Raw genomic sequence first — 14,168 nt, forward strand, 5'->3', positions numbered from 1 at the left:
CTGAAAATTCTGATCATTATACTTGAAATTTATTTGCTTATTTTTTATCCATCGTCCCGATGGATAATCCTACCTTACACAAACTTCTTGACGCTTCCACCTTCGCCGCTGTTTCCGCCTTTCCCTCCTGCTGTAAGCACGGTTTTCAGCTTTACAGCTTGAATCACGCAAGTTTTCCCGTCTGTAAGACCGGAAAACAGCGTTACAGCGCACCTTCGCCGCTGTTTCCGCCTTTCCCTCCGCTGTAAGCATGGCTTTCAGCTTTACAGCTTGAATCACGCAAGTTTTCCCGTCTGTAAGACCGGAATACAGCATTACAGTACTTCTTTCGCATTCACAGGCGCACCTAACCTGCTGTCGTCAGAATCAATTTACTACTAAACGTGCGCCAAAGCTGTCAAGCATGCTCGCCCATAAACAAAAAGCTCCAAGCCGCTGACGCATGCTTGGAGCCTTCCTTTTTTCCCTAAAGAAACTTGATGCAAACCGGTCGCGATACCGCGACGATTGCCCCGTTTCTTGCAGCATCCCGGTTTCCGCATCCACGCGGAAACCGTAATGCTGTTCGAGTCCTGGTTCGCCGCGAGGAGGAACTCCCCCTGCGGCGACAGAGCAAAGTTCCGCGGCGTCCGCCCCAGCGTCGCCTGCCAACCCACGACCGACAGCGTGCCGCTGGCTCGGTCTACCGCATACACCGCGATACTATCGTGTCCGCGGTTGGATGCATACACATGGCGGCCATCTCCAGAGAGATGGATGTCCGCACATGTGTTTTCGCCGCTGAAGCCCTCGGGCAGCGTCGAAATGCTTTGGAACGCGGTCAAAACTCCCGCGTCTGCTTCAAAGTGCAGCACGGTAACCGTGCTGTCCAGCTCATTGATCGCGTACACATACCGGCTGTCCGCGCTATAAGCCAAATGCCGCGGGCCCGCCCCCGGCTTCATCGCCGCTTCGCTATGCGGATGAAGCAAGCCGCTCTCCGCGTCAATGGCACTAACCAGCAGCCGATCAAGTCCCAAATCGGCTGAAATCACAAACCGATTGTTCGGTGACGGAACAATCGAATGCGCATGCGGAGCCTCTTGACGATCCGTCTGAGGCCCCAGTTCCCCTTCATGCTGCACCAATTGCGTATGCTGCCCAAGCCTGCCGTCTCCCTCAATAGGGAAAACCGTCACGCTGCCACTTGAATAATTCGCAACATACACGTGATTGCCTATCTCCTCCAAACTAATATAACAAGGCGCTGAACCATGCGTAGGCTGTTCATTTAATTTGCTCAGCTTTCCGGTTTCCGGCTCAATCTGATACGCGGCCGCCGAGCCGCCGAGCTCACCTTGAAAAGTCTCAGCTTCACTAACGGCATACAGAATCGTACGTTTTTCATTGAGCGCAAGGAAGGATGCATGAGGCAAGTCTGAATAAGATGCTATTTGTTTTATGCTTCCGCTGACAGGATCCAGCTTGTACAGACCAATACCATCTGGGTGTTGTTCATCCGTATAAGATCCCACATAAAAATACTGCCAATTATGTTCTTCATTTCCCTCATATTCTTCAATCATGCCATCCAAAACCTCCATCCAGAATACGTTTCTGTCTTTCCATAACTTTCCTCTACTCATCTTACCAAGATTTGACCCATTTACCTAATCGCCAGAAGTTCACTAACGTTCAACTACTCTCCCGCTTTTTTCAATCTCTGGGAGAATCGAAATCAGATCGCTATTTAGAGGATTGCGTTTCATTTCCGACATCGAATTCCTTTCAGTCAGAACTTTAATTTCAATGGGCGCGCGTTGTGGCGCCGACGCATGGCGGCGGTCAAACCCAACAACTTATCGATGAAATACGAGAATCCCAAACTTCCTCGGTAAATGAAACTGAACGGCTCCTGTAGGAGACCATGCCCAATAATGTCGGTTTCCTTGTGGATCGTCATCGATTCGGAACGCATTCCAACGCCACTCTATTCCATCTGAAGGTGGCTGCCCTATATCGGTGAATGGAATTTTCATCTCATACGTTCGTCTCCCATTACTTTCAAGCCTTACCGTCGTCTCTAACCCGTTCGCATCCCATGATGTATCGACATCGATATGCCCTTGAAGATCATTTTTGATCATGGCATCAAATACAACATTCCGCGGACTAACCTCAAATTCGTAATACATCTCCCCAGTACCTGTAAGGTCTAGAAACACTTCCACTACATCCTCAAGAAATAACGGATCATCCCGATTAGTCATCGTCGCCACAGTATGATCATCCTCACACATAAAACGTATGAACAACGCTTCTTCGGACCAACAAGCTTTAACCGATGTTTCGAGCCTAGGAGCCGCACCTGTAACAACCTCTACTAAGCTTATTGACTCGATACGGTGCCACGATATCTGTCCTGGCGGATCATCGAAAAAATAACAATCATATTTCATAAACATATTCCTTCCTCTATTCATAAAACACTTAAAGTCTTCGAATGCTTACGTCCATTATATCGTAAAAAACAAAAATCCCCCCAGATGAGGGAGGATGTGCCCATGATTTTTCTAAAGTCATTTTAATGGTTCGTTCCAAGCAAGAATCTCTCTATTAGTTGACTTGTACCCAAGCGCCACATTGATCGGCAGATGCAATCTCCGACTCGATGATGGCAATACTGCCCATCGTGCTCGCAGGTGTAGCTGTATGAAGCGGCTCTTGCCTCGATAAAGATTCGACAAAATACTTAAGCTGATAATAATACCCTAAATCTGATGATAACTCAGGCGTAAAGCCGGCAGTTTCATTCGGATTAACTTGAACGCGACCATTATGGAAAACAAGGTTGCCTTTTTCAAAGTTAACTCGATAATGCATCTCAAAACCATAGTCCCCCTGCAGAGTCCAATCCGCTTGAGCATTGATAACCTTGCCATCCGGGAACGAATAATTCGTGGAAACAACATCGTAGCCGCTGCCCGATACGACATTTCTCGCCAGACAAGATACAGCATCCGGCTTCCCAAATAACCAATGGATCATATCCGTATCGTGAACATGCATATCCAGCATAGCTCCGCCGCTCTTCTCTTTCTGCGTTAGCCAAGCACCCCATGTCGGTGTGCTGCCACCGCGATAAAAATAGCCGCTATTTACCTTACCAAAGGTTTCATTATCTATCATTTCTTTTAAATATTCATAAGCCGGCCAAAAACGAAGGCATTGTCCAACCATCAAGTGCTTCCCATTCACTTCTGCGCTATCGATCATTTCCTTGCACTCAGCGGAGTTCAACGCCATTGGTTTCTCGCATAGGACGTGCAGCCCTTTGTTTAAACATTGAATCGCTATTTCCTTATGCAGAAAAGTCGGAAGTGTTATATCCACACAGTCAAGCTGTTCCTTCTCCAGCATTTCCTTAACGCTTGTGTATCGGTTAAAACGCTCGAAATCAATAGCCGTTGAGCCCGTATCCAAATTTCCACCCGCAGAGTTACCTTTCAGCTTTTCCATATCCACGTCACAGATGGCGACTACTTGAATCGGTTGGCCTTCTTGCTCAAGTCGCAAATAATTTTCAAGATGCGTTCTTCCCATAAAACCTAAGCCGATTAGTCCAATTTTCAGCATACGTCATTTCCTCCCCAATATGGCGTCCATAGAGCCAGAAGTGTTATAAACGATTTGTTTCGCGTGGTGCTTATAGGTCGGAATCATTTCGGCAATGACATAATCATCGTAGCCTATTGCGTGTAATGCTTTTACAACTACCGGGTAGTTAACATCACCAGCCAAAAGATCCACAAATCCGCTAAGCCCCCCAGCCTCACGACGATAATCCTTAAAATGCACCTTCTTAATGCGTTTGTCCAAAATAGAAATCCAATGTTCCGGATATCCAGCATATAATACGTTGCCTACATCAAAATAAGCGCCAACGTAATCGGAATTGATTTTATCTATAAAATCTCTCAGTTCAAGTGGAGAGAGCAAAAATTTATTCCAAACATTTTCGATACCGATCGATACTCCCACGGATTGTGCCTCTTTTGCCAACTCCGATAGAGCTTCTAAAGCCAAATCATAGGCCTTATCGTAGGGCACTGCTTCTGAATCAGGAATAAAATCGACACCAACAGCACCAGGAACAACTAAAATCGTATCCACGCCAAGAATCGCAGCAGCTTCAAGCTGTTTTTTTACGATGTTTTTAGCCTTGTCCCGAGTATGCGATTCAGAGCTCGTTAGGGAATACGTCCAATATAAGCCACTGGCCAAACTCGTTAGTTCGATGCCTGCATCCGAAGCCCGCTTCTGATATTCCCTTATCTCGGACTCCTTGCTTGCAAGGCTCAGCTCTCCCGTTTCATTCAAGGCAAGTTCTATTCCTTCAAACCCCGCATCTACAGCTAGATCTATGCAATCAGCAACTTTCATATCGCCCGGAAAAGACCATATATTTATCCCTTTTTTCACCGTCATCAGCCTCCTGTTCCTGTTCTCACACTGCTTATTATAGTGGAAAAAGGGAGGCTCGCATTTACCAAAAAAGCCGAACTATTTGCACTTCTTAGCCCTCCATATGCTACAATCAAAGAGTCGCATGTATTTGAAAGGATGACTTACATGGAGTTTGTCAGAACATCATTAAAAGAATCGATTTCGATTGAAAAGCTGATCTCCTTTCATTATTTTGAATATGCCAAAGGGTATGAGTTCGATGGAGAGCAGCATGATTTTTGGGAATTTTTGTACGTCGACAAAGGGGAAGTTGATGTACAAGCGGATGATAGAAGCCTGAAGCTGCGCCAAGGAAACATGATCTTTCATAAGCCTGATGAATTTCATACCGTTCGAGTCAATCAGGAGCATAAACCTCCAAACCTCATTGTGATTTCATTCGAATGTTTGTCGCCTGCGATGGATTATTTTCACAACAAAGTGATTGCACTGAAGGATCGGGAGCGGAACCTGCTCTCCTCTATTTTGCAAGAAGGATTTCAAACTTTTTATCCACCGTTTGATAATCCTGCCATTCATCATTTAGAAAGAAATCCAAACGCTCCATTCGCCAGCGAGCAGGTGATTAAATCCTTTTTAGAAATTTTACTCATTAATTTGATCAGAGATAATGAAGACAATGCCGGCCGACAAACAACGACCAAACTTTCCTCTGCACAAAAAGAAAAAGCCGAACAACAAGCTGTTCAGCAAATCATTGATTATATGAAACAACATATGTCCAGCTCGCTCTCACTTGATGAGATATGCAGAGCTTTTCACTTAGGAAAAAGCAGACTGAAAGATATGTTTCAAAGTCAGTTAGGCTCAGGAGTCGTGGAGTATTTCAAGCACCTAAAGGTAGAAGAAGCCAAAACCTTAATCCGCGAACAAAAATATAATGTGACCGAAATTTCCGCGATACTCGGATATGGGAGCATTCATTATTTTTCCAGAGAATTCAAGAAAATGACCGGCATGTCACCATCCGAATATGCAAAAACAGCGAAGGCAAGAATACATTCTTGATGCCAGAACTGATCCATCCCATACACCCCAAGCAGGGTGTATTCTTTATTTTTGAGCAACATCATTCAAGAACTGTCTTTATCTTTATGGTATGTTATCCATACATGATTAGACAACAAGGAGGACCCTATGGCACATGAAGTTCGAAAGGTATGCTTTGATAAAGATTTAAAGGTGGAAGCTTATCGCTTTAAAGGCATTATGCAGAAGTTTCCCAATCACTTTCACGACTATTATGTCATTGGCTTTATAGAAAAGGGTCAGCGCTATTTGGTATGTAAAAATGAGGAATATATCATCAACTCCGGCGATGTGATCCTATTTAATCCAAAGGATGCCCACGCTTGCGAGCAAATGGACGGAAAAACACTGGACTATCGATGCATCAACATATCAGTCGACATTATGCGTCAGACCGTACGGGAAATCACAGGCCGGGAGTACCTGCCCCGTTTTACGCAAAATGTTCTCTATCAAAATGAACTTGCCGCCTCCTTACGAGAGCTGCATCTTATGATTTATCAGGAAGATAAGGATTTCAAAAAAGAAGAACTGTTTCTGTTTCTTATCGAGCAGCTGATTCAGGAATATGCGGATACTGTTTCTACACAACCTATACACGAGACGACCTCTGAAGTTAGAGCGGTTTGTGATTATTTGGAATCTAATTACGCAACAACCATTACGCTTGACCACTTGAGTGCTTTAACGAAATTAAGCAAATACCATTTGCTGCGTTCTTTTACCAAACAGAAGGGAATCTCTCCATACAGTTATCTCGAAACGATTCGGATCGGCCATGCAAAGAAGCTTTTGGAGCGTGGCATCCCGCCTATGGAGGTCGCCTTTCAAACAGGCTTCAGCGACCAAAGCCATTTTTCAAACTTTTTCAAAAAGCTAATTGGTTTAACGCCGAAGCAATACTTGAAGATTTTTACACCTGAGATACAAGCACATCCGCTCATTGGAAAGGAAAAATAATTATGGATTCCAGCCGGATATCAGCCGGGCACTTGTCAGCTTTTATTACTATTTTGATTTGGGGGACAACATTTATATCTACCAAAGTATTATTGACTGATTTTACTCCCCTAGAAATACTGTTTTTCCGTTTTATAATCGGTTATGTGACGCTGCTGCTTGTTTATCGCCATCGTGTAAAGACAAAAACGTTTAAAGAGGAACTGCTATTTATCACAGCAGGGCTTTGTGGCGTCACGCTTTACTTTTTACTGGAAAATATCGCTCTTACCTACACGCTTGCTTCGAATGCAGGTGTGATCGTTTCCATAGCACCGTTTTTCACAGCTGTTTTGGCGCACTTCTTTTTAGAGGGTGAAAAGCTTCGCCTTCCTTTTTTTGCAGGGTTTATCATCGCTATCATAGGTCTTATCTTAGTTGGATTCAACGGCAGTTTTTTATTAAAGCTGAACCCTTTAGGGGACCTCTTAGCGGTCTTCGCTTCCATCGTTTGGGCCGTTTATTCCGTTTTAATGCGAAAAATAAGCCATTTCGGTTATCACACCGTCGGGAGCACCCGCAAGGTATTTTTCTATGGATTGCTGTTCATGGTACCTGCTCTGTTTGTGCTGGAATTCAACTTCGGAATGGATCGATTCACAAGAATGCCTAATTTACTGAACCTTTTATACTTGGGCTTTGCCGCTTCCGCCTTATGTTTTGTTAGTTGGAACTGGGCTGTCGGGGTTCTGGGCGCCGTAAAAACAAGCTTGTATATTTATATTGTGCCTATCATTACAATAGCGGCTTCTTCCCTTATTTTGCAGGAGAGAATTACATGGGTAGCGTTAGTAGGAGCCTTTCTCACTTTGGTAGGTCTGTTTGTTTCGGATCGCTCGAAATTCGATTATAAAAGAAAGAAACATATAATTAGTAAAGGAGCCTCATAGGGCTCCTTCTTTATTTCACTCTAGGCAGTTGATTCAATTGATTTTGAAGCTCTTTTAATTTTTTTTCTTTGTCAAATAGCAATGCACTAATCTTACTATATTCAGACTCACTGGCGTCATGGTCATCGAGATACTTTTGTGCGATTCTATTTCATGACTTAAGACATCGATTTGTCCTTTAAGGATGATCGTTGGATCCGAACTATTTTGCAAGGCCGCAATCTGCGCCTCAAAGTCGGCAATGCGTTTTTCACTTTCTGAAATTTGATTATTCATTTCAATAATGACCTTTTGTATATCTTCCTTAGGTACAGTGGATTCCTTTAATAAATTCGAATTGGCTATAACCACACTTTTATTAAATGCAATAAGATGCTTATCTCCGTCTATTCTCTTATTAAGTTCATCAATCTGGTCCTGCACCGACTTCAGCGGCTGTGCGGGCAGCGATGCTGCTGCCTTCTCTTTGAGCTCAATGCCCAAATCAGCATTGAACATCACATCCATGTTCAGCGCTTCTCCGATGGCCCGAACAGGTAAATAGCTCGTTCCCTCCAAGACAACAGCTTGTGTCGTCAGAGATTTGCCGGCAATTTTTACCGGGAACTGACCCTCGATTTTCTTTCCTACGATACTCGCAATTTCATCTGCGTAAGCCGTTCCTGCAGCCGTCACAATGGCTCCTACGAGGAATCCTATTATATATTTTCTCATTACCCCAACCCTTTGCCGTTTTTTACGAGTATACGGCATGTTTCGTCGTTTGTTAAGTAATCTGCCAAAATTGCGCAGAAACAAAACTCAACAGAGTTTTAAAAGTTGACAAAAACCAGTTTAACACTTCGTGTTATTGACTGGTTTTTTTAAAAATAGCGAATGAATAGTCTACTGTACATAGCTTCGGCAAGAAACAGAGGTCTATCACAATTATTAATTCTTATCTGCTGCGATCAACAGAAAAATCGGACGACGGGTTTCGTCTCGCATTTCGGGATACTTCGCCAGTGTTTCCTGTGTTGGTTGAGGTTCGGATACCTTGGTAATTGTAAATCCCGAATCAATTAACGCATTCATATAGGTGGCGATAGTTCGATGGTACTTGCTGACATCTTGCCTCTCGCAGACCTTCACTCTGATAGTCGTCAACAGGCCAATGTAATCGCTCGCCTTGCGGACCATAATACCAGTCTTGTGCAGCGAGTGCGGTAAAAACCGGATGTTCAACTGAGAGTATAAAGCTGCCCCCTTGTACAAGACAATGATGAACTTTACGGCAAATGATATCAAAACGTTCGACATAATGAAGGGCAAGCGAGCTTATCACCACGTCGAATTCCCCAGCTCTAAAGTCAATGTCTTCAATCGCCAGCTGACGATACTCGATCGCGGAATCGATCGTGATTTCTCTGGCATGAGCTAACATTTTCTCAGAGAGATCTACCCCCACCACTGACCTGGCCTGCTGCTCGCGCGCATATTGGCAATGCCAACCAAAACCGCATCCAAGATCAAGCACATTTTTATCGTGAAGTTCAGGAAGCATCGTACGAAGTACAGGCCATTCTCCAGCAGCATTTAGTCCACCGATCGAACGAGGCATCTGACTGTATTTTCGAAATCCGAGATCATCATATTTGTTCTGTTTCATAGTAACCAAAAACTCCTAACTTGATCTTTTTTTCACCTTGTCAAAAGTTAAGGTTCTCCATATGGTCCCCTTTTTGATCAAAGTTATCTATACTTTACCATTACACAATAAATAGGTTCTATTGAAAATTTCATTTTAATTAATAAATACTGCCCGTCAACTAAGCTTTATGAAAATCTTTTATTTACTTCGTACAACTATATAAGTTGAACGAAAGAATCCCGCATGCCTGAGGAATAGCAAGAGTATACATTGTCCAGTAGAGGATACAACGAAAAGGAAATTCCTGCAATCGTGCAGGCTTTTTTAATCGAAATGGCTTATTCATGAGGAATTCCTGCAAAAGTGCAGGAATTCGCACGGATTATGGACCCAACTCAAACGGGAGCGGAGAAAACATGTAGATTCGCATGAATGTAATCACGCGAATCGATGCGGAGAAAAAAAGATGTACAATTGCAGTAATTTTTATCATTTTCTTCACAATCCTTGCTCTGGAATAAATCCTTTCCATTGAAACGAGAACCATTAGTTCAACATATATAGGATGGATTTTACTTCCAAAATAACATTGCCCCTCCCCCGCGACTATGGCCTATCAGATGAAGATGGTCAACGTCGGCATAACTACTCATTGGGGGATTTTGGTTACGTACTGCTTGATACAAGAACTCTGAGATCAGCCTGCTTGAATACGGTGAATACGATTGGCTAACCCACCGGCATATGTAAAAACGACCTGTTGCAGCCGCACCTTACAAGTGCGAAGCAATAGGTCGTTTTTTTAAGGCAGAAGCTCGTAGATGGTCGGAGTGATCCCCGTTCCTTCATACTCGCGCAATATTACATGTCTGTAAGCAGCCATATCAGAAAGCGTAGCTAGGATATAGGTATGGTTTTCCGGGCTTTTGTCCGTTCCATCCTCCAAATGCGGCACCACACTTTCCTTCTTGATTTGCTCCAATGAAGTATAAGTGAATCGCCCCCAAGGTTCGGTACCTGCAGCCACACGCGGATCGATCCAATACGGAACTTGAATTCCGTGAAACCAAGCTGCCTTAAGCACCTGCTCAGCAAAGGCTCCCGTGCCATATACATGAACAGCGGACATCCCATTCTGCTTCACCTTTTGAAATAAGGTGAACAGCATGGACTGAGTCCCGAACCCATCCCTTTGCCTCAAATAATAGGTATACAACGCATAAGGAAAACGTCTGGTAACCATACCCTGCGGCCAATTGGCATTCAGGATCGATGGACCGTAATTGCAGCTATTCAGGAAGGCTATTGGACCTTGCGCAAACCATGCCTCCGAGACCTCTTCACAAATCGGTGCCGTATAGGTCGTACAGAAATTATCCTGATGGGTCAGATCACCCAACATCTGCGCTTCCTCCGGCTTGGGCATCTCCAATGCCCGATGAAGCGGCTTACTCCAAGAGATAGGCTCCTCGGATGCCCGTTTCAATTGACCTTGCTTTTGCTTTAACAGATAATCATAGTAGCCTTGGAATGCCAATACACCTTCCTGACAAGATCGTTTCTTAGCGTGCTCCTCTTCACTGCGATGTAAGGCAGCCAGAATGGGCCGAATTTGTCCATATGTATCCTCTTCATACCCTAATGCAGATCCAAATTCCCCCATCATCAGCTCCTCCAGAAATGCAGGAGTTCTAGAGATTCTCTTGCCCTCCTCACTACCATCCGCACCGGAATAAAGTAAGGAGCGGATATCCGTGCCATTTAGCCTCAGAGCACTTAACCGATGACTTCCAACAGCCAGTAAATGCATCATCTGCGGCCGGAATCCTGCCTGGCTCACGATCCTCTCTAACGATGTCTGAATCGTGCCATTGAAGCCGATATCGATCGTCACCAATTTTTCCGGTGAACCGCAAGTTTGTATCAAATATGCGATAATAAGCTGTCTACTCCGCTCGATCGCGGATGCTATTTTGCCACCTATACGTTCACTAAGCAGAAAATCTTTTAACTTTTCATATACATTTTGGCCTTGTTCATCCTTCAATTGTTTGCAGTCCTCGGCTTGTTCCTCTACATACTCGGCAAAGAACATCCGTTCTTCACGAATACCAAGCATCTCGAAGAGCTCGCCTACCTTCACCCCATGGATGGCTAACAAATACATCAACTCATCTAACCCAAAGCTTTCGAGCGAGGCCAAATATGTCGCTTGTCTAGAAACATAAAGCGGCTTCACATCAAGTGGAATGCCTCGCATACGCGCACAATTTTCCAGCAGTGGACCGAGCAAATACGCTTCTCGCATAAGCGGATGCACTACCTTTATTCCCTCAGCTGCACACGTATCTAGGACCCAATCGCATAACGATTGCAGAAAGGGGCCTAATACGTTGGCCCCAAATTGGTAAAAAGGCCGATTCGCATCCGTTTTCGCGACGAACCAATCTGAGGCTTCAACCAGTTTCCGTAACGACTTCCATTCGGGCAGCACATGGCCATGCTGCACATATTCCCAGTGATGGATACTTTCAAATTGTTCAGGAACGACATTGTAATGAACAGCCCTTACTTCTTGTTTGGAAGCACCTTCCACATCAGCTGCCACATTGTCGCCAATATGGACGATATCGCTGCCATGAAGGTGTGGATAAATCTCTTTCAGTCTGGCAAATAAGCGCCCCGATGACTTCCCGTCATGCTCCTCACACGAAACAAGAAGCGTATCTACAGCAGACAAATCAAGACCTGCCGACGCCAGGATCATCCTAAGCTGCTCCGACCCTAAATACATATCGGATAACAGCGCCACGGGGATCCCCCGTTCCTTACAGGCATACAACAATGAGGCTATGTGCGGGTTCACATAGCAAACCTCGGCTTCGGTTTCCACTTCTAAACGAGCGAGATGCTGCTTATCGCCAATCCCTTGCTGCAGCTCAGCATAGATATCCGTTAAAGTCACCTCGCCAAAACCAGATAGGTTATGTTGCCGCTCTCGAGCTCTATGTTCAGCCAGAATCCGCATTTCTTTGAAAGCTGTTGGCGAAATAGAGGTTGATAGACTGCCTGACTGCAAGGCTTTCACAGCTGCTTTCATGAATACATCCGTTGGGCCAGCACAAGTTCGAAATAATAAGGTATCAAAAATATCCAAACTTAACAGCCGAATATTCACGAAGTCTGCACTTAGATGTTCTAGATAAGTATCCTTTTTCCATAAATCAAGATCTCGCGAGTCGATGAATAAAGAGGTTGCTTGCAGCTCCATGATTTTCCTCCTTTACTTTTGCATTCCGATCAGCTTGGACTATAATAGAGATCGGAGGTGGTTACATTGACTTATCAACCCTTAGTTTCCGTTATTATTCCAACCTACAATCGCCAAATTGAGCTTGCTGAGCTTGCTGAATCCCTATATCGCCAAACATACAAAAACTTGCAAATCATCATCGTTAACGACGACGGACCCTCGGTCGATTTCATTCAGATCTTGTACCCGGAGCTAGATATCCAAATTATTAATATGCCACAGAACATGAAGCACGTTCATGCGCGCAACCGGGGATTAAAAGAGGTCAAGGGTGATTTTATCATGCTCTGTGATGATGATGACCTGCTGCTTCCCATCCATGTCGAGCGAATGCTCCAAGAAATCGAAGGCTTTGATCTCGTGTATCCGGATGTTGAAATTTTTGATTATGTGTATGAAAACAATACGCGTTTAATGACGGATCGGTTTGTTTTTGCCTATGAATGTCATCTTCCGGCCATGCGGAAATTTTCTACTTTCTTCTCTTCAGGTTGTATGTTTCGTCCTGCGCTTATCGAGGCATTGGGGCCCTTTGACACAGAGGTATTCCATTACTGGGATTGGGACTTCTTCTTAAGAACCGCAGAACGGTTTCTCGTCAAGCGTGCACCCATTGCAAGTGTGCTTTATGCATTTTCCCAACAAGGCAACAATATGTCGGGTCAGCATGATCATATGCGTCCCTATTTGGACTTACTCTCGGTTAAACATCAACTCGGCGAACTTCCTACAAAAAATTTCTTCCTCCTTCTCGAAGAGCCCGAAGTGAAAGCCCGCCAAGCGGCTACTGAGCTCATTTGGGATGGTCAACCGATTCGTTCCCGCTTAGCCAAATAATCCTCTGGCATATAGGCTGCGAAATTCACTAGGCGTCATTCCCTCGTGCTCCTGAAACTTCTGATTAAAATAACTTGCGCTTGTATAGCCGGCTTCGCCCGCGATGTCCTTGATTGGCCAGTTCTCTTTCTCAATGAGCCGCTGTTTAGCAAACTGTATGCGACACAAAGTGATAAAAGAGAGCGGCGTCATCGACATCGCTTTGCGAAACAATTTACAGAAGTAATAGGTGCTTACCCCTGCCTGCTCCGCCCAATCTTCCAAAATAAAGGGCTCACAGGCTCTATGCTGCATGGCCGGAAGTAAAGCGAGAATACGATCCACGGACTCCATTCCCCTATTTACCGTTAAAGGTGCCGCGTAGCTCATGAATTCGCTCAAAATCATATAAGTTAGCGTAGTGAGTCTCGTTGTATGAAGAATTTGATTTGCCTCCGCCTCCAATAAGAGTTCATGATAAGCCTCTTCCAGCTCATTCCACCTCTTCAACGTCCACAAATTGCGTAAAAATCCTTTTCCAACAAAAACTCCTTCAAATGCTCTCCATAAAAATGCACCCATCGCACATTCCAAGGGTCATCCTTCGAACTATAGTAATTTTGCTTTTGATAAGGAAAAAACAGAAACGCATCGCCTTTTTGAATCGGATGAACAACTTCATCCAACTCCACATAGCCTTTGCCCGAGATGACAAAATGCAAACTATAAGTAGTCCAAGCACCCTCGGGTCGGCTCACGATATGATTCGGCTGATCACTATACCAACCAACAGATTCCGGAAATATGAAATAAGAAGACTGCTGCAGCTTGGGCAGCATCACATGTCTTTGCATCCCGAACCCTCCATCGTGTAATGACAATATTACGCTAGTCAATGCAATATATTATTATATTCATTTTAGTTCAGCCCTTTTATAATAACAATATAACGTTATGAAATTTATTTTGCAAAGGAGAATTCATA

The 14,168-nt window shown here is 44.3% G+C and carries 12 protein-coding genes and 1 pseudogene; 4 read left to right on the top strand and 9 right to left on the bottom strand.

Going from position 1 to position 14,168, the window contains the following annotated elements; genetic code table 11:
- Window positions 1-377: 377 nt before the first annotated feature.
- From FU659_RS29450 to FU659_RS29465, 4 genes are all read right to left on the bottom strand, one after another.
- Window positions 378-1,565, bottom strand: a complete 1,188-nt coding sequence (locus FU659_RS29450; protein ID WP_222708670.1) for a lactonase family protein — start codon at window positions 1,563-1,565, stop codon at window positions 378-380.
- 273 nt (window positions 1,566-1,838) lie between these two features.
- Complete coding sequence (locus tag FU659_RS29455; protein WP_187274481.1) at window positions 1,839-2,438, bottom strand: carbohydrate-binding family 9-like protein; 600 nt, start codon at window positions 2,436-2,438, stop codon at window positions 1,839-1,841.
- 157 nt (window positions 2,439-2,595) lie between these two features.
- Window positions 2,596-3,615: a Gfo/Idh/MocA family protein gene (locus FU659_RS29460; RefSeq protein ID WP_147950841.1), complete on the bottom strand. Its 1,020-nt coding sequence runs from the start codon at window positions 3,613-3,615 to the stop codon at window positions 2,596-2,598.
- A 3-nt stretch (window positions 3,616-3,618) separates the two neighbouring features.
- On the bottom strand, window positions 3,619-4,461 hold the full coding sequence (locus tag FU659_RS29465) for a sugar phosphate isomerase/epimerase family protein (RefSeq protein WP_147950842.1): 843 nt from the start codon (window positions 4,459-4,461) through the stop codon (window positions 3,619-3,621).
- A 150-nt stretch (window positions 4,462-4,611) separates the two neighbouring features.
- On the opposite strand from FU659_RS29465, the gene FU659_RS29470 reads away from it, so the two are divergent.
- From FU659_RS29470 to FU659_RS29480, 3 genes are all read left to right on the top strand, one after another.
- Window positions 4,612-5,514 (top strand): helix-turn-helix domain-containing protein, encoded by a 903-nt coding sequence (locus FU659_RS29470; protein ID WP_187274482.1) that lies wholly within the window; start codon window positions 4,612-4,614, stop codon window positions 5,512-5,514.
- Between the two features lie 129 nt (window positions 5,515-5,643).
- Window positions 5,644-6,495 (top strand): AraC family transcriptional regulator, encoded by an 852-nt coding sequence (locus tag FU659_RS29475; RefSeq protein WP_147950844.1) that lies wholly within the window; start codon window positions 5,644-5,646, stop codon window positions 6,493-6,495.
- Between the two features lie 2 nt (window positions 6,496-6,497).
- The gene (locus FU659_RS29480; RefSeq protein ID WP_147950845.1) at window positions 6,498-7,424 is read left to right on the top strand and encodes a DMT family transporter; all 927 of its coding nucleotides are present in this window, start codon (window positions 6,498-6,500) and stop codon (window positions 7,422-7,424) included.
- A gap of 54 nt (window positions 7,425-7,478) precedes the next feature.
- Here FU659_RS29480 and FU659_RS29485 read toward each other — a convergent pair whose 3' ends face one another.
- The 3 genes and pseudogenes from FU659_RS29485 to FU659_RS29495 form a co-directional block, all read right to left on the bottom strand.
- Window positions 7,479-8,138 (bottom strand): hypothetical protein, encoded by a 660-nt coding sequence (locus FU659_RS29485; protein ID WP_147950846.1) that lies wholly within the window; start codon window positions 8,136-8,138, stop codon window positions 7,479-7,481.
- Between the two features lie 216 nt (window positions 8,139-8,354).
- Window positions 8,355-9,072, bottom strand: a pseudogene (locus FU659_RS29490) (class I SAM-dependent methyltransferase).
- Window positions 9,073-9,856: 784 nt separating this feature from the next.
- Entirely contained in the window at window positions 9,857-12,325 is a 2,469-nt protein-coding gene (locus FU659_RS29495) for an HAD family hydrolase (protein WP_147950847.1), read from the bottom strand.
- Window positions 12,326-12,391: 66 nt separating this feature from the next.
- On the opposite strand from FU659_RS29495, the gene FU659_RS29500 reads away from it, so the two are divergent.
- On the top strand, window positions 12,392-13,204 hold the full coding sequence (locus tag FU659_RS29500) for a glycosyltransferase family 2 protein (RefSeq protein ID WP_147950848.1): 813 nt from the start codon (window positions 12,392-12,394) through the stop codon (window positions 13,202-13,204).
- Here the strand turns inward: FU659_RS29500 and FU659_RS38455 are convergent.
- Complete coding sequence (locus tag FU659_RS38455) at window positions 13,193-13,693, bottom strand: helix-turn-helix transcriptional regulator (RefSeq protein WP_315971380.1); 501 nt, start codon at window positions 13,691-13,693, stop codon at window positions 13,193-13,195. The genes FU659_RS29500 and FU659_RS38455 overlap by 12 nt on opposite strands.
- Window positions 13,690-14,037, bottom strand: coding sequence for an AraC family ligand binding domain-containing protein (locus FU659_RS38460; protein WP_315971381.1), 348 nt, complete (start codon window positions 14,035-14,037; stop codon window positions 13,690-13,692). Before FU659_RS38460 ends, FU659_RS38455 begins: the two co-directional genes overlap by 4 nt.
- Between the last annotated feature and the right edge of the window lie 131 nt (window positions 14,038-14,168).

This window comes from Paenibacillus sp. N3.4, assembly GCF_008017805.1.
In the GTDB taxonomy this organism is placed as follows: Bacteria; Bacillota; Bacilli; order Paenibacillales; family NBRC-103111; genus Paenibacillus_E.